Below are 21,185 nucleotides of genomic sequence, written 5' to 3'. Positions count from 1 at the left end.
TTGAGGAGAGTCCTCACTTTAAGGGCGGGCATTGTAGCGCCGTGGGAGAGGGGAGTAAACCACCTTACACCATTGAGTTGACCTGTCCCGGCAGCTCTGAATTCGGGATACGGACGGTATACCAGGCGAAACGAAAGCGTTTCCAGAAAGAATCGAAATGCAGGTGGTCTAGGCAGTCCATAACGATTTCATTATCCGGGTAAAGCGTGAAGGCAAAATGCGCCCAGCGTGCGCTTAGCTTCATATTAAACAGCGTTCGATCGTGTTTATTACCGTGCAGGCGCGATAGGGTCACCATAGCATGTAGCGTGCCTTTGTTGGCCTCTTGTTGCACCAGTTCCAGATGCTTATGCGCCAGCGTAATATCCTTCACTTCAAAAATATTCAGCAGGAACAAGCCCCAGGCTTCTTTATGCCCGAACTGATGCGCCAGCCAGAGATTATCGAGTAGTTCTTTTTCATAAGCGGAACGTTTTTCGGTATCAGGTTCTTGTTTACTCAGACGCTGGTTGCAGACGCCGATGCTGAAATGAATATTTTGTAGGTCATTTTCATAGTCGGTATAGCCTCCGTTATCTATTAATTTGTACGGGGTGCTCTCGCGCAGCGCTAACTGCCGGTGCAAAATCTCCGCCGCGCGCTGAAAATACCCTAACGCGATGGCAGGATCGTAAGGTAGTAGGCCGTTGTTCTCTTTATTATTGTGTTCAAGGCCCAGCAGGTTTAGCGCGGCGGGTATATTTCTTTGTGCGCCCAGCTCTGCCAGCGGCACGAAATGTTCCGGGAGCTCGAACCAGTCGAAATTTTTAATCGCCGCCCGCCAGCTATGGTTATATTGAATGTCGGCGACGCTATCGAGCCAGGCGAGGCCTTGCGCCTCATCCTTTTCGAAACCCAATAGCCCGGCGTACTGAAAGTAGCCACGGCGGATTTTCGGCACTGCGAATTCCGTTTGCTGCGCATTCTGGCAGAGAAAATTATACATCCACCAGGTGTCAGGAAAATCGCGCAGGGCGAACTTTATCGTGTCATCAAAGAAGTAATTGTTGAGCTTAACTTTTTCCACGATCGAACGCTGAAGGGTTCGCCAGAGCGCGTCATTATCATCCAGATCGCTATAGCAGACCCGCAGCCACTTCAGCGCGTTGTGGCGAGATTCCTGGATATGCGCTCGCAGGCTAATCTCTTCGGCTTTGGCGATAATGCGTTCCTGTTCTGCCGGGGAGTCAACCTCTTTGATGCGCAGATCGCGGTGAGCGTCCCACCAGATCAATAGCTCCAGATGTTCACGTTCTGCGGCAGAAAGGTGATCGCATACGCTTGATTCCAGAAATTCGCGGATTTCCTCGTGAGACCCTCCCCAGCGCGGCATACGAAACGGGATATATTCATCCAGCACGTAAAATGCCGTCGGGAAAATAGCCAGGCAGACGGTGAGCCAGTATTTTTGCCCGGCATCGTCATTGCACTCCGGCAGCACGGACGGGCGCGGCAAATTTGGGCAAACCGCGTCGGCAAACGACAGCCCGGAATGGGCCATCAGCGCGTCCACCTCCTGCGGTGAATGGCGATGATATTCAGCCAGATCCTCCATTAATGGCTGCCCGGCAACATCCGCGCCCTCGAGGAACTCAACCAGCCAGTCGGGCTGGCCGAAGACTTTTGAGTTGGTGCTGGTCAGGGCCGCCGCCATCCACTGGCGCGGTTCACAGTCGATAGCATTGAGCGCGGCGATGACCATCCGTTCGTTGCAGGCGGCGGCGCAGATCCACATCGCTCGGGTGGTTTCTCTCGCCCAGCCATAGCTGCGGTAAAGCCACGCACGGTGATTCCAGTATTGCGCCTCGGCAAGCCAGGCGTGAGTGGAGCGGGGGCGGGCGCGCTGCCAGTTTTTGATCAGCGCTAATCCTTGCGGCCCAGCCTCAACCAGCGTGTCCATATCGTAAAAAGGGTTGTCCATTTGATTCCAGGCGAAGAAATAGCGCTTTTCCGCTTCGCGGCTGGTAAAGCTCTCCGTCAGCGCCTGGTTGTAGCGTTCGTCCAGTTCGTCATAGCGTTCTTCGCGCAGCAGGCCGGAAATATCGGCGATATGCCACTCTCGTTGCCCGTCATTGAGGGGATTTTTGTGGTTGCACATCTCAAACATAGCGTTGAGCAGACGATCATCCTGTTCCATAAATAGTCCTTTAAATCGGCTCGAAAATTTTGAATTCATTCCACGGCAGTTGTCGCCAGCGGCTGACAGGGTCTTGCAGATAATGGGTGGCTTCCTGTAAATCCCGTCCGGCAAGCGCTGTTGGCGTGTCACGTAGCGTGAGCCATACCCGGCGGGCACGAACGTAGGCGGTGGCGTAATCCTCCCAGGAATCAAAACAGTCCTGAGCGCGCTGGGCGTTGAGCAATAGCACCAGCCAGGCCTCGTTTTCGTTACACCAGCCGAGCCCGGCGATACAGCGGGTCAGAAAGGCGGTTCGCATGCAGTCGAAAGCCAGCGCGTCGCGGACCTGGCCTTGGGCCGCCAGATGATGATAAAACGTGCGCGGCGAGCTGCCGATGCCCGCAGGCCAGCGGCGTAAGATATCCTCAACCTTGTGGCGTAACGCCGCGCCGTCGAGGTTTTCGCTCAAGCCCAGCTCTTTTTTTACCTGCTGCGCCAGATAGCGGCGTTTGTCATCGTCAAGTTTAAATACCAGCTCAACGCCTTTGATCGGTAGCCCGTTGCGCCGGGCGAGGATATCAGCTAGCGCCAGCGCCCATTGCCGCCGTCGGGTATCGCGACGCAGGTCTTTCAGGCGATCTTTTTCTTTCTCCTCGGCGATACGGGCCGCAATCAGCGGTTTGTTTTTTTTGTAGTTGCGCCAGCTAAAAAATAGGGCGGCAATAATAAGAACAATCCAGAACATTATTGCACCTCCTTGATGACAGGAAGGTAACGCGTGGTTTGTAGCGTCAGGCTTTCAATTTCGAAAGGTTCGCTACTGGTGTTTTTCCCGGCAAGCGTAGGATGCCATTCATGCTGCGGAAACAGCATTTCCGCAGCTGTCGCCACGTTAGGATCAACAACCTGAAGGTAGCGTAGCGCCTCCGGGGCGCTGTGCAGCAGCCACTGTAAAGCTACCGGGGGAGTGGGGAAGTGTTCCATTAAATGAAAATTGTCATGCAGCACATTGAGCAGAAAATTGAGGTCATGAATATGAGTAATAAATTTCCAACCTGAATATTCCGGCGTTGCTTCATAAACTATTCCCATCCCTTCGCAATCAGCGTGGCGCTCAGGAAGTGGTTGCAGATGGCGTAACAGAGATAAAACATCGTTAGCATATTTCTTAATAGGATGGCGATTTTGCTTACCTTTAATCTGATCAATGCTCAGGCCGTTATTACCAACCACCAGGCTTATTGTGACGTGGGGAATATTATTGCCGTCGCGCAGGCTGAACAGGCGAAGTTTCTGTTGTTCAATTTGCCGGGCGTAGTAATCGCCGTAGCCGCCGGAAAGCGCGCCTTTATTATCAAAATCTCCGACGCAGTGTTGCATATGCCAGGATTCATACGCCATCTCACTGCGCAGGCCGGGGTTTGTTGCATCAAGCTCAACCAGTACGCCGTTATTCACCGTCATCACCGGTTTTAGCGCCTCGCTGTTGGAGGGATACCAACCTTGTTCACGCAGGCGCTGCATTTTTTGATGCTCCGCTTCGCGCATTGCCAGCACGGTAAAGCAGTTGATACGCTGTAGTTTAGTTTCCAGCCGCGTTCCTTCCTGACGCGAAAGAAATTCCACTAAATCTCTTTCCATCGCCACAAGTTGCGGGTGCTGAACGTTAAGGTAGTAAAAGCGCTCATCGCCACCCAGCTTTGGCGCCAGCCAGGCGGGGATTTCTGCATCAGCGCTAAAATAAACGGCATAATCGGCGACGGAGCGCACAGGATAAACATGAGGAAAGTCACCAATGATCCAACGATAAAAATGGTTGCTTAACCAGCGCTGGATAATTTCGCTGTCGCCGCGTTGTTGGCTCCGGGAAAAAATAGACGATTTTACATTTGGCGCATTTATTATATTGCGTGGTTTATAGCGGTGAGATGACGTTTCTGTCATAAAAATCCATGTATAATTAAGCTGGTATTATGTTTATGTATTTTTAGATTCACTTAATGAATTAATGCGCAATAAGTTTAAAAAACTACTCACAGTATATCGGTAAACTAAAAAGAGCGGCCAAATAATTTATTGTCCCCGATCGCGTTCGTCGTGGTTTTCGGGATACCGCTCGGCCAAAGGAAAGAGGACTGTGTGTTAATTCCGCCAGAATAGCGTTGGCGGAAAATATCGTCTTACGACCTTGTTATTGTTATGCCAATAATCATTATACCAGGCGACACGCATCCGCTTCCCAGCGATATCCCACCCCGTAGACCGCGCGGATAAATGACTGTTCGGCATCCAGCGATTCCAGTTTACGGCGCAGGTTTTTAATGTGGCTGTCGATAGTACGATCGGTCACCACACGGTAGTCGTCGTAGAGGTGGTTTAGCAACTGCTCGCGGGAAAAAACTTTACCCGGTTCAAGCGATAAGGTTTTTAGCAGGCGGAATTCAGCGGGGGTTAAATCCAGCGCTTTACCACACCAGGAGGCCTGAAAGCGGCTTTCATCAATCATTAACGGGCTTTCGGCATCCTGCTGCTGGAGTTCGCGCTGCGGTTTACAACGGCGCAAAATGGTTTTCACGCGGGCCACGACTTCGCGCGGGCTGTAAGGCTTACAGATATAATCATCGGCGCCGATTTCCAGCCCCAGCAGCCGGTCGATCTCTTCGATTTTGGCCGTGACCATCACAATGGGGATGTCGGAAAAACGGCGAATCTCCCGGCATAGCGTCAGACCATCGGTACCCGGCAGCATCAGATCCAGCAGGATCAGATCCGGCGGCGTTTGACGCACATACGGCAGTACCTTGTCGCCATGATTGATGAGCGTGGGGGCGTAACTCGCCGCGCGTAAGTAGTCAATAAGCAGCTGTCCCAGCTTGGGTTCATCTTCAACAATCAAAATGCGCGGCGTGTTTTCATCAATGGGTAATTCAGTCATACTTCTCTCTGTAAATCGCGATCCAGCGGTAACTCTACTGTAATGCTAACCCCGCCAAAAGGCGAATGAGCGGCGTGAAGATGACCGTTATGCGCGTGTACAATATTGACGCATATCGCCAGCCCCAGTCCAGAACCGCCGCTGGCGCGGTTACGGGACACTTCCGTGCGGTAAAAACGGTCAAAAAGCTTTTGTAACTGTTCATCGCTGACGCCCGGTGCAGAATCGGCAAAGGTCAGGAATAATGATTTGTCGCGTTGTTCGGCGGAAATATGCAGGCCGCCGCCGCTGTCGGTGTAGCGCAGACTGTTTTCCAGTAGATTATTAAACAGTTGCATCAGGCGATCCGGGTCGCCGAAGACGGTCATACTATCCGGCAACGCGTAATGTAACGTTAGCCCCCGGCTGGTAAAGCGCTCTCTGAACGCGCCGCCAGCGACTTCCAACAGGGGAACAAGATCGACGGTCGTTTTTTGATAAGCCAGCGCGCCCTCGTCAGACAACGACAGCTGATGCAGGTCGTCAACCAGTTTGGTAAGCGTACCGACTTCCGCCTGTAGCGAGGTAACCGATTCTGGCGTGAACTGGCGAACGCCATCCTGAATGGCTTCCAGTTCGCCGCGCAATACCGCCAGCGGCGTGCGCAGTTCGTGGGAAATATCCGCCATAAAGTCGCGGCGCATCTGCTGGTTTTTTTCCAGCGTGCTGGCAAGCTGGTTAAAATCCTGCGCCAGTTTTCCCAGCTCATCGGCGCTGGTTGGGGTCACGCGCGTGGTAAAATCCCCCGCCGCCAGTCTGTGCGTACCCTCGACCAACCGTTTGACCGGGGCGAGCAGGCCACGCGCCAGCAAAAACGTCGCCAGCGCGGCCAGCAACGTTGATAACGCCACGATCATCCAACTGGCGCGCCGCTGCTGCTTATCAAAATTAATATCCGTATTGCGCGTCAGCCGCTCGACAGGAGAGGCGATAACCGCGCCGACTTCGGCGCCATTGACCAGAATGGGCCGACGAGTACCGTCATGCGGCACCGGACCGCGTGGGCCGACCAGCACCCGGCCATTTTGATCGACGACCCAGAACTGGGTGCGCCAACCGTGCGGCGGCATACCGGGGCCGGGTTTATCCCGGTCGTTGTCATGCTCAAATGAACGCAGAATCTGGAAAACGAAGCGATCATTGTTGCGTAAAAAACGCCAGTTGCCGTGTTGCTGGTACTGGTCGCCCAGCGCATCGCCCAGCATTTGTAGCCGCTGCTCGTTGCCGTGTTTGATATAGTCAATAAATCCGCGTTCAAAACTGACGCGCACGGCCCAATGCATACTGATCAGCAGCACGATGCAGGTGGCGAAAATCGCCAGAAACAGCTTGCCGGTGATTCCGGGCCGCCAGACTTTCATTACAGGCTCCTTTTACGCCGTGAAATGACCATGTTTTGCTGTGTATCGTTCGGCACGCGGGCAAAAATTATCGCCGGTAGCGCGATAATAACCGCCATACATAACCAGGTGTACATAAAGACGTGATGTGTGGCGCTACTGTCTATCCCGATATGCTGTTGGCCAAACATACCCAGCAGCATTCCGGCAATAGTGACGCCAATACTCATCGAGAGCTGCATAATCATCGATAATAAGCTATTGCCGCTGCTGGCCAGCGTATCGGGAAGGTCTTTTAGCGTTAAGGTATTCATGGAAGAAAAGCGCGCCGAGTTCACCATTCCCTGCAAAAGCAGTACCAGCGGCAGGAGATAATACCAGCCGAGCAGCGCGACCGACATAAACAACAGGCTAACCAATGCCAGTCCGAGCGTGGTCGCTACCAGAACCCGACGATAGCCAAAACGGTTAACTATCTGCACCACAATCCGCTTCATTCCCATGCTGCCCAGCACCATGGGGATCATCATCAAACCGGCATGAAACGGTGAAAAACCAAGACCAATTTGTAAAAAGACCGGCGTCATAAACGGCAGCATACCGCTGCCGATACGCCCGGCAAAACTGCCCAGCAACCCCAGTGAAAACGTGGGCGTGCGGAACAATCGCAGGCTGAATAACGCACCTGAGTTTTTTTTGGCATGGAAGAGATAGAGCAGAATGGCTGCCGCGCCGCCCGCAGCAAGTCCGGCTAATGTCCAGGGCGAGATCCCCATGCTTTTACTACCGTCCAGCGCCAGCGTGAGTACCGCCATGCCGATAGCTAACAGCAGGAACCCCGGCAGATCAAAGCGCCGGGTCTCTATGGTGTAGTTTGGCATCAGCATAAAGGTCGCCATAGCGCCGACAATTCCCACCGGGATATTGATCAGAAAGATCCAGTGCCATGAAGCATATTCCACCAGCACCCCGCCCAGCGCGGGGCCGAGTAACGGCCCGATCTGTCCCGGTAGGGTGACGAAGGTCATCGCCGCCATATATTGCGCGCGCGGCACGATTTTCATGACCGTCAGGCGTCCGACCGGCACCATCATCGCGCCGCCTACGCCTTGTAAAACCCGCGCTAATACCAGTTGATTAAGCGTGCCGGAAAGGGCGCAAAACAGCGAACCCAGCGTGAACAGCACAATGGCGGCAAAGAAGATATTACGCACGCCGATTTTATCTGCCAGCCAGCCGCTGGCGGGGAGCATTACGGCGACGGTAAGAACATATGACACCACTACCATGTGCATATGCAGCGGGCTTTCCCCCAGGCTTTTCGCCATGGAGGGCAGCGCAGTGTTGACGATGGTGGTATCCAGCGACTGAATAAAAAAGCCGAATGCCACAATCCAGAGTTGCCAGCGGGTATTGTCAGGAAGTTCTGTCATATTTCTACTACCGGTTTGCTATTTTTACGCGAAAAACGCAGCCGCAGACGATCGAAAAAGAGGTACACCACCGGCGTGGTATAGAGCGTCAGGAGCTGGCTCATGACCAAACCGCCGACAATGGTTATCCCCAACGGCTGCCGTAATTCCGAACCGTCTCCGCCAGATAACACCAATGGCAGTGCGCCGAACAGCGCCGCCAGCGTGGTCATCATTATTGGACGGAAGCGTAACAAGCAGGCCTGGAAAATGGCTTGTTCCGGCGTCAGGCCGCCGCTTCGTTGCGCTTCAAGCGCAAAATCGACCATCATAATGGCGTTTTTCTTCACAATGCCAATTAATAGCATGATCCCTATCAGGGCGATTAGGCTGAAAGGGGCATTGAAGAGTTCCAGCGCCAGAAGCGCCCCAACGCCCGCCGATGGCAGAGTAGAGAGAATGGTCAGCGGATGGACGTAGCTTTCGTACAGTATCCCCAGCACAATGTAGACGGTAGCGATCGCCGCCACTATCAAAATAAGCTGCGAATTCATGGTCTGCTGGAAGACTTGCGCCGTTCCGGAAAAACTGCCGCGTACCGTCGGGGGGACGCCAAGCTGCGTCATGGTGCGATTAATGGCCTCCGTCGCCTGCGATAACGATGTGCCGGTCGGCAGGTTAAAGGCAATCGTGGACGCCGCGGAAAGTCCCTGATGGTTCACCGACAGCGGCGCATTGGCGGGCCGCCATTGGGCGAAATAAGAGAGGGGGATCGCTTTTCCGTCGCGGTTGATAACAAACATTTTCTCCAGCGCGCTGATATCCTGGCTATAGCGCGGATCGACTTCCATCACCACTTTATACTGGTTCATCGGCTGATAAATGGTGGAAATTTGCCGCTGGCCGAAAGCATTATTTAACAGACTGTTTGCGGCCTGAACATCAATACCCAGTCGTGACATGGTGTCGCGGTCGTAGATAAGGTTCATCTCAGCGCCGTTATCCTGCTGGTCGGAGTTTACGTCCGCCAGTTGCGGCAGGGCCGAGAGCGCTTTGCGTATTTTCGGCTCCCACTCGCGCAGCGCCGCCAGAGAGTCAGACAGCAACGTATATTGGTAACTGGCGTTAGCCTGCCGCCCGCCGACGCGAATATCCTGTACCGCCATCAGAAACAGCCTGGCGCCGGGTTCTTTTGCCAGTTTGACCCGCAGTCGATCAATGATTTGCTGCGCCGTCTCTTTGCGTTCGCCGCGCGGCTTCAGCGTAATAAACATCATGCCGCTATTCACCCGCGAGCCGCCGGTAAAACCAGTGACATTATTCACCGCCGGATCGTCGCGAATAATTTTCATAAAATCCTGCAGCTTGCCGCGCATGGCCTGGAAAGAGATGCTCTGGTCAGCCTGAATACCGCCCATCAACACGCCGGTGTCCTGCTCCGGAAAGAATGTTTTAGGGATGGCGATATAAAGCCAGATGTTCAGCGCAACGGTGCCAAGAAAAACCACACCGACAAGACGCGTATGGTTAAGCACCCATTTTAATGACGTGCCGTAACCCTGTTGCAAGGCGACCAGCAAACGGCCAACGCCCCGTTTACGCGGTTGGGTGCGCGGTTTGCTTGATTTAAGCATCCAGCCGCACATCATCGGCGTCAGTGTGAGCGAGACCACCAGCGAAATGCCAATCGCCACCGAGAGGGTAACGGCGAATTCCCGTAATAATCGTCCTGGCAGGCCGCCCATTAACAGCAGCGGCAGAAATACCGCCACCAGCGACAGACTCATGGAGATGACCGTAAACCCAACTTCTCGCGTACCCTGTAATGCCGCCTGCAAAGGTTTCATTCCCGCCTCCAGATGGCGGGCGATATTTTCCAGCACCACAATGGCATCATCAACGACAAATCCGGTCGCGATAGTCAGCGCCATCAGCGACAGATTGTTGAGGCTGAAGCCGCACAGATACATGGCGGCGAAGGTGCCGATGAGCGAAACGGGAACGGCGACGGCGGGAATTAGCGTGGCGCGCCCGGAGCGCAGGAATAAAAACACCACCAGGATCACCAGCGCAACAGAGATAGCCAGTGTCTCTTCTACCTCTTGCAGCGATGCGCGAATCGTCGGCGAACGATCCTGGGCGATTTGTAAATCGATAGCGGCGGGGATCATTGCCCGCAGTTCCGGCAGTTTTGCCCGGATGCCGTCGACCGTCTGAATAATATTGGCCTCCGGCAGCTTGCGGATCATCAACAAAATAGCGGGTTTAGCGTTCGTCATCCCGGCGTTACGGACATCCTGCACCGAGTCGGTGACGCTGGCGACGTCGCCCAGGCGTACCGCCGCGCCGTTGTTATAGTGAATAATCAGCGGCTGATATTCGGCGGCGGTTTTCAGTTCGTCGTTGGTCTGGATTTGCCAGCGGTGGACGCTATCTTCAATTGCGCCTTGCGGTCGGCGTACGTTGGCGCTGTCGATCGCTTCGCGGACCTCATCCAGCGAGACGCCCTGGTTAAAGAGCGCCTGCGGGTTTAAGCCTACACGTACTGCGGGCAGGGAGCTGCCGCCGACGTCAACATCGCCGACGCCGTCAATTTGCGCGATGGTTTGCGCCAGTTGGGTAGAGGCGAAATCATACAGTTTGCCCTGTGACCAGCTCTCCGAGGTAAGCGTTAAAATCATAATCGGCGCGTCGGACGGGTTGGCCTTGCGATAAGTCGGGCGGCTGGGCATTCCGCCTGGCAACAAGCTTTGCGCGGCGTTAATGGCGGCCTGCACGTCGCGCGCCGCGCCGTTAATATCACGATCGAAATTAAATTCGAGAATAATGCGTGTACTGCCGAGCGAGCTGCTGGAGGTCATTTCATTGACGCCTGCAATGCGTCCCAAAGAGCGTTCCAACGGCGTCGCCACCGACGAAGCCATGGTTTCCGGCGAGGCGCCCGGCAGCGAGGCGCTAACCATAATCACCGGGAAATCGACCTGCGGCAGCGGGGCGACCGGCAGCAGACGAAAGCCCAGAATGCCGCACAGCGTAATGGCGGCGGCAATCAAAATGGTGGCGACCGGGCGGTAGATGAAAAGGGCGAAAAAGCGCATCTACGCCTCCTCTTTATGGCGCGGAAAGCGACTTTTCACGTACAGCGACAGGCGGTCAAACAGGAGATAAATCACCGGAGTGGTAAACAGAGTTAATACCTGGCTGACCAGTAGGCCGCCCACCATCGCGATCCCCAACGGGCGACGTAATTCCGCGCCAACGCCGGTACTCAACATTAATGGCAATGCCCCGAGCAACGCCGCCAGCGTGGTCATCAGAATCGGTCGAAAACGCAGCAGACAGGCCTGGAAGATAGCGTCGCGCGGACTCATCCCCTGTTCGCGTTCAGCGGCGAGGGCGAAGTCAATCATCATGATGGCGTTTTTCTTCACGATGCCGATCAGCAAAATAATGCCGATAATGGCGATAATATCGAGCTCGCTACCAGCGATGATCAGCGCCAGCAGCGCGCCGACGCCCGCCGTCGGCAGCGTTGAGAGAATCGTGATCGGATGGATAAAACTCTCATACAGCACGCCGAGCACGATATACATCGCCACCACGGCGGCGACAATAAGCCAGACGGTGCTGCCCAGCGCCGCCTGGAAGGCGAGCGTACTGCCCTGAAACTGCGTTGTAATATCCGCTGGCAGGGCGAGCGTTTTTTCCGTATCGAGAATCGCCTGCACCGCATCGCCGAGCGAATAGCCCTCCGGCACGTTAAACGAAAATGTCGTAACCGGGAACTGATCTAAATGATTGATAGAGAGCGGAGCGAAGCGCTGCTCAATGCGGGCAATCGCGCTGAGCGGTACGGTGCCGCCGTCGCGGCTCGTCAGGCGAATCGTCTCCAGCGCCGCCAGGCCCGGCATGCTGGCGGTATTATGTTCCAGCACGACACGGTACTGGTTCGCCTGGGTATAAATCGTTGAAATCAGGCGTTGTCCGAACGCGTTGTAGAGCGCGTTATCCACATCCGCCATGCTGATACCCAGACGGCTGGCGCTGTCGCGGTCGACATTCACCCAGGCCGCTAATCCCCGATCTTGCCAGTCGCTGCTTACCTCAGAGAGCTGTGGCAACGACTGTAGCGCGTTCTGCAGTTTTGGCACCCAGTGGCTGAGCGCATCGAGCGTCGTGGCCTGCAGGGTAAACTGATACTGTGTGCGGCTGACCTGCGTGTCGATGGTTAAATCCTGCGTCGGCTGGAGATACAGCGCCACGCCGGGAATCGTCGCCACGGCGGTTTGCAGCCGGGAGATCACCTGCTGCACGCGGTCATCACGCGCATCCAGCGGCTTGAGGTTAATTTGCAGGCGCGCGCTATTCAGCGTGGGGTTAGCGCCGTCTACGCCAACAAAAGTCGTCAGGCTTTGCACCGCCGGGTCCTGTAATATCCGCTCCGCCACCTGGCGCTGACGTTGCGCCATACTGGCATACGATGACGATTGCGGCGCCTGCAGCGTTCCCTGGATAATGCCGTTATCCTGTACCGGAAAGAACCCTTTCGGAATGACTATCCACAGCATAACGCTGAGCAGGAGCGTGGCGAATGCCACGCTCAATGTAAGCCACGGATGGTTGAGCACTTTCGCTAATCCACGTCCGTAGCTGGCGATCACGCGGTCAAACATCCGCTCGCAGGCGCGGGAAAAGCGGTTTTGTTTACGCAGAGACTGCTGGCTGAGCATACGCGCGCACATCATGGGCGTGAGCGTCAAAGAGACGACGGCGGAGATTAAAATCGCTACCGCCAACGTCACCGCAAATTCGCGGAACAGTCGACCAACAATATCGCCCATAAAGAGCAACGGGATCAGCACCGCAATCAGTGAAAAGGTGAGGGAAATAATGGTAAAGCCGATTTCGCCCGCGCCTTTGAGCGCCGCCGCCAGCGGTTTTTCTCCTTTTTCGATGTAGCGCGAGATGTTCTCGATCACCACAATCGCATCGTCCACCACGAAACCCGTGGCGATAGTGAGCGCCATCAGCGTCAGGTTATTAATGGAAAAATCCAAAAACACCATCACCGCAAAGGTGCCGATAAGCGACAGCGGTACGGCGACGCCGGGAATAATTGTGGCGGGAATATTACGTAAAAACAGATAGATAATCATGACGACCAGCGCGATCGCCAGCATCAGTTCAAACTGGGTATCGCGCACGGAAGCGCGAATATTGGTGGTGCGATCGGACAGGACCGTGACCTTCACCGATTTTGGCAGGCTTTCGGTAAGCTGGGGCAGCATCTGGCGAATGCTGTCCGCTGTCGCAATGATATTGGCGCCGGGCTGGCGTTGAACGTTCATCACGATAGCCGGCGCTTGATTCGCCCATGCGCCGAGCCAGCTATTTTCCGCCCCCTGTTCGACGGTGGCGACATCGCCCAACCGTACCGGCGCGCCGTTTTGATACGCGATGATAAGCCTGCGGTATTCGTCGGCAGACTGCATCTGATCGTTAGCAGAAAGCGTCACCGCCCGTTCGGGGCCATCCAGACTGCCTTTCGCCGAGTTAACGTTGGCGCCGGTAATTGCGGTACGGACCGTTTCGCTGGTCAGACCGAGCGCGGCGACAGCCTGAGCATTCAGTTTTACGCGTACCGCAGGGCGCTGCCCGCCGGCAAGCGTCACCAGTCCGACGCCGGAGACCTGCGAGATCTTCTGCGCCACGCGGGTTTCTACCATGTCCTCTACCTGAGTCATTGGCATCGCGTTTGAGGTGACGGCAAGCGTCATAATCGGCGGGTCCGCCGGATTGACTTTGCTATAAATCGGCGGATTCGGCAGGTCGGAAGGCAATAAATTGGTGGCTGCGTTAATCGCCGCCTGTACTTCCTGCTCGGCAACGTCCAGCGGCAGCGTCAACTGAAACTGTAGCGTCACCACCGACGCGCCGCCGGAGCTTTGCGACGACATCTGCTTCAGTCCTGACATCTGGCCGAACTGGCGCTCAAGCGGCGCGGTGACGGCGGAGGTCATGACATCCGGGCTGGCGCCAGGGTAGAGCGTAACAACCTGAATAGTGGGGTAGTCGACCTCCGGCAAAGCGGCGACGGGCAGGAAGCGATAGCCGATAATCCCGGCGAGTAAAATCGCCGCCATCAGCAGAGTGGTGGCCACGGGGCGCAGAATAAACAGACGCGAGGGGCCGCCCGTGCTGCCCGGAGGTAATACCTGCATCAGGCGCGCGCTCCTTTTTGACCTTCATGGCGGGAAGGGGATTTTTCATCCGCCGCGGTGGTTTGCGGCTCAACGACCTCGACTTTTGCGCCTTCCGTCAGCCGATCAATACCATCGGTAACGACGCGATCGCCTGCCGATAAGCCTGCGCTGATCACCACGTTTCGGTTATCCTGAATACCGATTTTTACCCGCTTCTTGCTGACGTTATTTTCGTCGTTCAGCACCCACACAAAGTGGCCCTCATTGCCCATTTGCACCGCCGCGGCAGGCACCACAACGGCATTTTGTTCGGTATCGACCAGCATCCGGGCGTTCACAAATTGATTGGGGAATAGCGTATCGTCCTGATTGGTAAAGCGCGCTTTAATTTTGATCGTTCCCGTCGTGGGATCAATCTGGTTGTCCAGACTGAGCAACACACCTTCGCTCAATTTGTGCGAGTTAGTCCGATCCCAGGCTTCTACGACCAGCGCTTTCCCCGCTTTCTGTGCCTGAACTACGGTCGCGATATCGCTTTCCGGCAGAGTAAAAATGAGATCAATCGGGTGCGTTTGCGTAATGACGACAATACCTGCGGTATCGCTGCTGGAAATCTGGTTGCCGACATCCACCTGTTTCAGACCCACGCGTCCCGAGACCGGGGCCGTGATACGACTCCAGTCGAGCTGTAACTGCGCGCTGGCGACATTGGCTTCATCCGCTTTAATGGTTCCCTGGGTTTCGTTGACCAGCGCCTGTTGCGCATCCAGTTCCTGACGAGAAACCAGATTGGTTTTTGCCAGTTGCTGATAGCGCGCCAGATCACGACGCGCATTCGCCAGCGTAGCGTTATCTTTCGCCAACTGTCCCTGAGCCTGCGCCAGGGCGACCTTAAACTGGCTGGGATCGATTTGCGCCAGCAGATCGCCTGCGTTGACCTGCTGACCTTCCTGAAAGTGCAGGGCGATGAGTTGACCATCCACGCGGCTACGCACCGTAACGGTATTCGCTGCGGTCACGGTACCCAGCCCGCTCAGATAGCGCGGTACGGCCTGCGTGGTCGCGGTCGCGGCCTGTACCGGCGCCAGAGGGCCGTCGCGCATACCGCGGCGACCTGCGGCGGCGGTATGCGGCGCTTGCGCGGCGACGCCCGGCGCGGCGGTCGGGCTTTCGCTACGGCTATGCCAGAACCAGAATGCGGCGGCGGCCACTACAACCCCAATCGCGATTGCCCAGCGGAAAGTATTACTGCCTTTCATCGGTATAAGTTTCTCATCCTGAAACGTTTTGCGGAATGTTGCTCCCTCTATTGTAGTCAGCAGGGAAGGGAGAAAAATGGAGGAATTATGGAACACGGTCGGGATTATTCTGAATGGCGACCCGCTTTGCGAGGCGCTACGCAACTCTCATCGGTGAAAATCGTTAACGCGCCGGAGTGCGGTAAAGTGGCGGCACGGCAATGAAGGTAAGCCACCGATTTCAGCAGGACGCTGAAACGGGAAAGCCCCTCCCGAGGAAGGGGCCAAAATAAGGAAAGGGTTATGATGAAGTTAGTCATCATACTGGTGATACTCTTAGTGATTAGCTTCCAGGCTTACTAAGACACCAGGGGGAGGAGGAATCCTCCCTTACCCTCACTCCTGACGTTAAGCCACATCAAAAATAATGTCAATCCATCAGCGCTGGGCTTGCGAGGCGCTTAGCGGAAAACGACCTCCGCCCAGCGCGCCAGTCCTGCGGTGACGGAGCCGAAATCATCGCCGCCAGCGACGGGTATGCCCGGTAGCTGTTCGGAAAGCGCTTTTTTAATCAATGGCGAACGGGCGCTGCCGCCGGTCAGATAGATGACATCCGGTTTTTCCTGCGCGCTGTCCAGCGCCAGTTGCACCTGTTCCAGAATGCGCGTCAGCGGTTGATCCAGCGCCGCTTCCAGTCCTTGCTGGCTGATAGCGACCGCCAGGTCGTCGCTGATAAATGGCAGCCTCGCCGTAACATCCGCCTGGCCGGAAAGGGCGATTTTGCTCTCTTCCGCGCAGCGTACCAGGCGGTAGCTAAGCCGCTGACGCCAGACCTTGAGCAGCAACGCGACCTTGTCTGCTTCACGCGCGTTGCGAACCAAATCGTTCAACAGACGACCATTCGCGCTACTGTAAAAATCGCTTTGCGCCGGGACGTCGTTAATCGCGACGGCGTTCCACCACGGCAGCACCGGCAGGGCGATACCTTTTTCGGTTTCGCCGCCCATGCCCAGCAAAGGCATCAGATTTTTAAAGGCCAGCGCGATATCCAGATCGTTTCCGCCCACGCGGCAACCGCTGTGCCCCAACAGGCTGTTTTCACGATCGGCGCGCTGACGCCACTGCGGCCCCATCAGCAGCATGGAACAGTCGGTGGTGCCGCCGCCAATATCCACGACCAGCACACGCTTTTCTTCCCGCAGCGTAGCCTCGTAGTCCAGGCCCGCAGCGACCGGTTCGTACTGGAATACCACCTCCTGAAAACCGGCGCGTTTTGCCGCCCGCTCCAGAATACCCTGCGCCTGGCGGTTCGCGTCATCGCCGCCCAGTCCCTGAAAGTTGATCGGGCGACCGATCACTGCCTGGGTAATGGCCTCCGGCAATTGGCTGTGCGCCGTATGACGAATATGTACCATCATGGCGCAGACCAAATCTTCAAACAACGCGACCTGCTGCGGTTTCAGGCCGCTGGCGCCTAAAAAGGATTTCGGCGATTTGACAAACCAGACCTCCTGGGGATCGTCAATATAGTGCGCCAGCGACGCCAGACCAAACTGTACGCTTTGCGCGCCAACCTCAATATCTTCCTCGCGGTTGTAGCGTATTGCGCGGCGTAGCAGCGCCTGGGTTTCTTCGTCCGTTGCCGGCACATCATGATGGCGATACAGCCACTCGCTCACCGCTTCGCGCGTCGGCGCGCACAGCATAGACGGCAGTAATGCGCTGTTATTCTCCATTGTCAGCAACTGTGGATGCCCGTCGCGCATAATGGCGACCGAGCAGTTTGCCGTACCGTAATCAAATCCGATAAACACCTTAAAATCCCCATGCCAGTGAAGAAGGGGCGTGACTTTAGCGAAATGTCGTCGCGGCGACAACTGGAATATGAAAGCAAGGCGTTACGTGCGATTAGCGTTTATGCTGAAAGGTCAAATAAAGGAGAAAAGTATGTTTACCCTGAGCTGGCAGCCGCCTTACGACTGGTCGTGGATGTTGGGCTTTCTTGCCGCGCGTGCGGTGGACGGCGTGGAAACGGTAGGCGAGGGCTTTTATGCGCGCAGCCTGGTGGTGGGCGAGCATCGCGGACTGATCATCGTGAGCCCCCATCTGCCCACCCACACTGTGCAGGTCAGCGTGAGCGCCGGATTACTTCCCGTCGCGCCGGCGTGTTTGGCGAAGGTTTCGCGTCTGTTTGATCTTGACTGCCAGCCCGCGCAGGTTGCCGCCGTGCTGGGGCCACTGGGCGAGGACAGACCGGGGCTGCGTTTACCGGGATCGGTTGATACGTTTGAACAAGGCGTGCGGGCGATACTGGGGCAACTGGTGAGTGTTGCGATGGCGGCCAGGTTGACGGCGAAAGTGGCGCGCCGCTATGGCGAGGCGTTGCCGGATGCGCCCGATTATGTCTGTTTTCCCGGTCCGGAAACGCTGACGTTGGCCGATCCGCTGGCGCTTAAAGCTCTGGGGATGCCGCTGCGGCGCGCCGAAGCGCTGATTCATCTGGCGCAGGCGACGCTGGCGGGAAAACTGGCGCTCGCCGCGCCGCCGGATATTGAGCAGAGCGTTAAAAATTTACAAACGTTTCCGGGAATTGGCCGCTGGACGGCGAACTATTTCGCCCTGCGCGGTTGGCAGGCAAAAGATATCTTTTTACCCGATGATTACTTAATTAAGCAGCGCTTCGCCGGGATGACGGCCGCGCAGATCCGTCGCTACGCGGAGCGCTGGAAACCGTGGCGTTCCTACGCGCTACTGCATATCTGGTATACCCACGGCTGGCAACCGTCAATGGATAGCGAAATAGCTGGTATTCAGTAATAAATCCAGCGGTTGCGCTTCGGCGATAGTGTCGCCATAAATCAGATCCACGCCAATACGGGAGAGCGTATCCAGCACCTGTGGGTTTTGTACCGGCCCGGCGAGCGTTTTGATGTCCAGATGCTGGGCGTGTCCCTGGATGATCGAGGTCAGCATTTCATCCATTAAACTCTCATGAACGTTGGCGATAAGGTCGCTATCCAGCAGTAAATAATCGACGATATGCGGGGGCAGTAAATTAAACAGCTGTAAATCGCGCCCGACATGGCTGAGAATAACCTGGCAGCCGCGTTGCCGCAGTTTTCGCAGAGTCGCAGCGGCGGTCTGCGCCTGCTTAACGATAACGTCAGCCGGGATAATCAGGTGTAATAACCGTGGCGGTAGTGGGCTATGCTCCAGTTGTTCCAGCAGCTCATCAATAAGGGTCGCGCTGTATAATCCTGCGGCGGACAGCGGCAGCGCAACGCTTAATCCCTTGCTGGCGACGGCGGTCGCCGCATGGTGGAAAAACTCATGGAATACCCGTCGGTCAAGCGCGTGATGCAGCGCGGGGTCGGCTAACCCTGCCCGGAACGCGCGCTCTTCCAACACTTCCCCTTCGCTGGTCCACAGCCTGAGTGAGACCAGCCAAAAGCTGGTGGCCTCCGGCGTACGCGGCGGCGCGACGTTTCTGGCAAGCATCAGCAGGTGGTTATTTTTAATCATATGCCACTGTTCTTCCAGCGGCATCATTCCCTTTGAGGAGGTTAATGCGTGCTGCGGTTCGTACACGGTCAGACGGCCTCGACCGCTATTTTTCGCGGCGTAGCAGGCAATATCGGCCTGAGACACGACCTCTGTGAGCTGGCAGTTATGTTCATTTATCATTGTGATCCCGGCGCTGGCGCCGATCCGATGCAGGCGTCCTTCCCACATAAAGTGATATTCATTAATGGCGTTGATAAGCCGCGTCGCGATAAAGCGCGCGCTGTCACTATTACAATCCGGCAGCAACAGGCCAAACTCATCGCCACCCAGACGGGCCAGGAGATCGCCGGATCGAAGCATACTGAGCATCAGTGACGCGAGCTCGCGCAATAAGGCATCGCCAGCGGCATGTCCCGCGCTGTCGTTAACCGCTTTAAAACGGTCCAGATCGATAAACACCAGCGCATGATGTTGAGGCGATTCCTGTATTGTTTGCAGGCGCTGTTGAAGCTGCTTTTCAAAACTGGCGCGGTTGGCAAGATGGGTGAGGGCGTCATGCGTTGCGCTGTAGCTGAGCTGGCGTAACATTTTTCGTGATTCGGTAACGTCCTGGATAACCAGAACCGAACCAATCTTATCGCCGTCAAGCGTACTGAGCGGCGTGATACTGTAATGAATATCGTAGCTACCGCCGTTATGACAATGGAGCACTATCTCCTGTTCCATGTCCGATCGCGACCTGTCGGCGCGATAAATATCCTCCAGCAGCGGCCCCTTATTACCTGACGTAATGCGCAGAACCGTTAATAATGGCGCGCCTAAAGCATCCTCTTGCCGCCAGCCGCTCATCTTCTCGGCGATCGGGTTCATAAAGGTGATATTCATCGCGACATCAATACACACCACCGCTTCTCCGATAGAGTCAAGCGTGATGTGCAACCGTTCTTTTTCCTGAAACAGCGCCTCGTTCGCCTGTGTAATACGCTCCATCAACCGCTGGTTTTCCTGCTCGCTTTGCTTGAGATCGTTAATGTCTTCAATCTGAGCAATAAAATAGAGAGGTTTATTGTCTTTATGACGAACCAGTGAGACGGCCAGCAGCGCCCAGACGACATCGCCGTTGCGGGTGTAGTAGCGTTTTTCCATGGAATAGCTGTTGATGTCGCCGCGCACCAGCATGTTTAGCTGTTCAAGGTCGTTATTCAGGTCTTCCGGCCAGGTCAATTGCTGAAATGTCATCGTGCGTAATTCATCCTGGCTATAGCCAAGAAAATGGCTCAGAGATTTATTGACCTGTAGCCACTGACCCTCCGTACCGACCAGCGCCATACCAATGGCGGAATACTCCATCGCGTTGCGAAAGCGGGATTCGCTCTCGGTGATATGTTTACGCTCCGTGCGAAACGCGTACATCACCATCGTCATCATATTGGCAGGCAGCAGGATCATTAAAAAAGGCAGCCACGGCATATTGACCATCACGTCGGTTTTCGGCGTGGCGAGCAGCGTGGGGTCATTGGCCAGCATGAGCGAGACCACGATAACGGTAGCTAAAAAAATTAAAAACGCCTCCATTCGCGGCAGGCGCACCGCACTCCACATCAACAGGACGATAACGCACGTAAACGGCCACGGAATATAGCGCATAGCGAGCCAGCTTAGCGCCAGCGTAATGACCAGCGTCAATAGCGTTTCCAGCAACAGATGCGGGTCGCGATGACGCAACAGATAGTGTGGTTTAAACAGTAAACCTAACGGCACCAGCGTCAGCGCGCCGATGGCTTCCGATAATACCCAAATCAGAAACGCTTTCGAGGCGACCGCTTCCGGCGCTATTAGCCAAAATAACAGGCCGCCGAGTAGCGGCGGAATCACGGCGCTGCCGATAGCCAGACGAAACCAGTCATTCAAATTTTGTAAGGGGTTGTAGCTGGGGAGCAGTTTTCGCAGCAGTATCGCGCCAGTGGCCGCCTCGATAATATTTATTGCCGTCCAGCTAAAGTTAAGCGAGGCGGCAGGAAATAAAGTCAGTGAGGCGCCGATGCTGCCGAGCGAGCAGGCGACCGCGATCCCTGGCCACAGACGGCCCGCATGGCGGTAAAACGCGACCATCATAATGGAGGTGGGGAACCACAGCGGCGCGAGTTGGGTGCCGACACGCGATAATACGAGCGAAAAGAGCGTAAAGACAAACGCGACCAGGCCTAAACTGACCAGACGCAATAGCGGGTGGGGGACGGTAACGAAAACATGTTGGGATGGTTTACTCATTACCACTCTATCCGAATCGCCGGTAACGTCGCGGAATACCGGACGCGTCAGTTTACTCTGTGATTATGCTAGTATAAACGCGTAA

General features: G+C 55.6%; 13 protein-coding genes. 2 read left to right on the top strand and 11 right to left on the bottom strand.

Annotation, left to right across the window (positions count from 1 at the left end; genetic code table 11):
* Nucleotides 1–64: 64 nt before the first annotated feature.
* The 9 genes from ACLJTG_RS05250 to mdtA form a co-directional block, all read right to left on the bottom strand.
* Nucleotides 65–2,176: a DUF4034 domain-containing protein gene (locus ACLJTG_RS05250; RefSeq protein ID WP_198898271.1), complete on the bottom strand. Its 2,112-nt coding sequence runs from the start codon at nucleotides 2,174–2,176 to the stop codon at nucleotides 65–67.
* A 10-nt stretch (nucleotides 2,177–2,186) separates the two neighbouring features.
* The gene (locus tag ACLJTG_RS05245) at nucleotides 2,187–2,903 is read right to left on the bottom strand and encodes a DUF1266 domain-containing protein (protein WP_000498587.1); all 717 of its coding nucleotides are present in this window, start codon (nucleotides 2,901–2,903) and stop codon (nucleotides 2,187–2,189) included.
* Entirely contained in the window at nucleotides 2,903–4,102 is a 1,200-nt protein-coding gene (locus ACLJTG_RS05240; protein WP_139761599.1) for a cytoplasmic protein, read from the bottom strand. Before ACLJTG_RS05240 ends, ACLJTG_RS05245 begins: the two co-directional genes overlap by 1 nt.
* A gap of 268 nt (nucleotides 4,103–4,370) precedes the next feature.
* Complete coding sequence (baeR, locus tag ACLJTG_RS05235) at nucleotides 4,371–5,093, bottom strand: two-component system response regulator BaeR (RefSeq protein ID WP_000137854.1); 723 nt, start codon at nucleotides 5,091–5,093, stop codon at nucleotides 4,371–4,373.
* Complete coding sequence (gene baeS / locus ACLJTG_RS05230) at nucleotides 5,090–6,493, bottom strand: two-component system sensor histidine kinase BaeS (protein WP_000870075.1); 1,404 nt, start codon at nucleotides 6,491–6,493, stop codon at nucleotides 5,090–5,092. The genes baeR and baeS overlap by 4 nt, the downstream gene beginning before the upstream one ends.
* A complete protein-coding gene (locus ACLJTG_RS05225; RefSeq protein WP_080071949.1) occupies nucleotides 6,493–7,905 on the bottom strand; it encodes an MFS transporter in 1,413 nt (470 codons plus the stop codon). The genes baeS and ACLJTG_RS05225 overlap by 1 nt, the downstream gene beginning before the upstream one ends.
* A complete protein-coding gene (mdtC, locus tag ACLJTG_RS05220) occupies nucleotides 7,902–10,982 on the bottom strand; it encodes a multidrug efflux RND transporter permease subunit MdtC (protein ID WP_001210075.1) in 3,081 nt (1,026 codons plus the stop codon). Before mdtC ends, ACLJTG_RS05225 begins: the two co-directional genes overlap by 4 nt.
* Nucleotides 10,983–14,105: a multidrug efflux RND transporter permease subunit MdtB gene (gene mdtB / locus ACLJTG_RS05215; protein WP_020437424.1), complete on the bottom strand. Its 3,123-nt coding sequence runs from the start codon at nucleotides 14,103–14,105 to the stop codon at nucleotides 10,983–10,985.
* Nucleotides 14,105–15,346, bottom strand: a complete 1,242-nt coding sequence (gene mdtA / locus ACLJTG_RS05210) for a multidrug efflux RND transporter subunit MdtA (RefSeq protein WP_000678811.1) — start codon at nucleotides 15,344–15,346, stop codon at nucleotides 14,105–14,107. Before mdtA ends, mdtB begins: the two co-directional genes overlap by 1 nt.
* Before the next feature lie 282 nt (nucleotides 15,347–15,628).
* On the opposite strand from mdtA, the gene ibsA reads away from it, so the two are divergent.
* Nucleotides 15,629–15,688, top strand: a complete 60-nt coding sequence (ibsA, locus tag ACLJTG_RS05205) for a type I toxin-antitoxin system Ibs family toxin (RefSeq protein ID WP_074430376.1) — start codon at nucleotides 15,629–15,631, stop codon at nucleotides 15,686–15,688.
* Between the two features lie 98 nt (nucleotides 15,689–15,786).
* On the opposite strand, the gene yegD is transcribed toward ibsA, so the two are convergent.
* Complete coding sequence (yegD, locus tag ACLJTG_RS05200) at nucleotides 15,787–17,139, bottom strand: molecular chaperone (protein ID WP_000469629.1); 1,353 nt, start codon at nucleotides 17,137–17,139, stop codon at nucleotides 15,787–15,789.
* A 133-nt stretch (nucleotides 17,140–17,272) separates the two neighbouring features.
* Between yegD and alkA the strand changes: the two genes are divergently transcribed.
* Nucleotides 17,273–18,142, top strand: coding sequence for a DNA-3-methyladenine glycosylase 2 (alkA, locus tag ACLJTG_RS05195; protein ID WP_410958899.1), 870 nt, complete (start codon nucleotides 17,273–17,275; stop codon nucleotides 18,140–18,142).
* Here the strand turns inward: alkA and ACLJTG_RS05190 are convergent.
* Nucleotides 18,110–21,100 (bottom strand): MASE1 domain-containing protein, encoded by a 2,991-nt coding sequence (locus ACLJTG_RS05190; RefSeq protein ID WP_023197841.1) that lies wholly within the window; start codon nucleotides 21,098–21,100, stop codon nucleotides 18,110–18,112. The two genes, alkA and ACLJTG_RS05190, sit on opposite strands and share 33 nt — an antisense overlap.
* Nucleotides 21,101–21,185: the final 85 nt, after the last annotated feature.

Origin of the sequence: Salmonella sp. SAL00672 (assembly GCF_046552175.1) — a bacterium.
Taxonomy (GTDB): Bacteria; Pseudomonadota; Gammaproteobacteria; order Enterobacterales; family Enterobacteriaceae; genus Salmonella; species Salmonella enterica.
This window is presented reverse-complemented; position numbering and strand designations above follow the sequence as displayed.

What these genes read in the sequence shown, in the direction of transcription:
- alkA (WP_410958899.1), top strand. Translation starts at nt 17,273, where the DNA reads ATGTTTACCCTGAGCTGGCAGCCGCCTTACGACTGGTCGTGGATGTTG.
- ACLJTG_RS05240 (WP_139761599.1), bottom strand. Translation starts at nt 4,102, where the DNA reads ATGACAGAAACGTCATCTCACCGCTATAAACCACGCAATATAATAAAT.
- ACLJTG_RS05190 (WP_023197841.1), bottom strand. Translation starts at nt 21,100, where the DNA reads ATGAGTAAACCATCCCAACATGTTTTCGTTACCGTCCCCCACCCGCTA.
- baeR (WP_000137854.1), bottom strand. Translation starts at nt 5,093, where the DNA reads ATGACTGAATTACCCATTGATGAAAACACGCCGCGCATTTTGATTGTT.
- ACLJTG_RS05250 (WP_198898271.1), bottom strand. Translation starts at nt 2,176, where the DNA reads ATGGAACAGGATGATCGTCTGCTCAACGCTATGTTTGAGATGTGCAAC.
- mdtB (WP_020437424.1), bottom strand. Translation starts at nt 14,105, where the DNA reads ATGCAGGTATTACCTCCGGGCAGCACGGGCGGCCCCTCGCGTCTGTTT.
- mdtA (WP_000678811.1), bottom strand. Translation starts at nt 15,346, where the DNA reads ATGAAAGGCAGTAATACTTTCCGCTGGGCAATCGCGATTGGGGTTGTA.
- ACLJTG_RS05245 (WP_000498587.1), bottom strand. Translation starts at nt 2,903, where the DNA reads ATGTTCTGGATTGTTCTTATTATTGCCGCCCTATTTTTTAGCTGGCGC.
- ACLJTG_RS05225 (WP_080071949.1), bottom strand. Translation starts at nt 7,905, where the DNA reads ATGACAGAACTTCCTGACAATACCCGCTGGCAACTCTGGATTGTGGCA.
- baeS (WP_000870075.1), bottom strand. Translation starts at nt 6,493, where the DNA reads ATGAAAGTCTGGCGGCCCGGAATCACCGGCAAGCTGTTTCTGGCGATT.
- mdtC (WP_001210075.1), bottom strand. Translation starts at nt 10,982, where the DNA reads ATGCGCTTTTTCGCCCTTTTCATCTACCGCCCGGTCGCCACCATTTTG.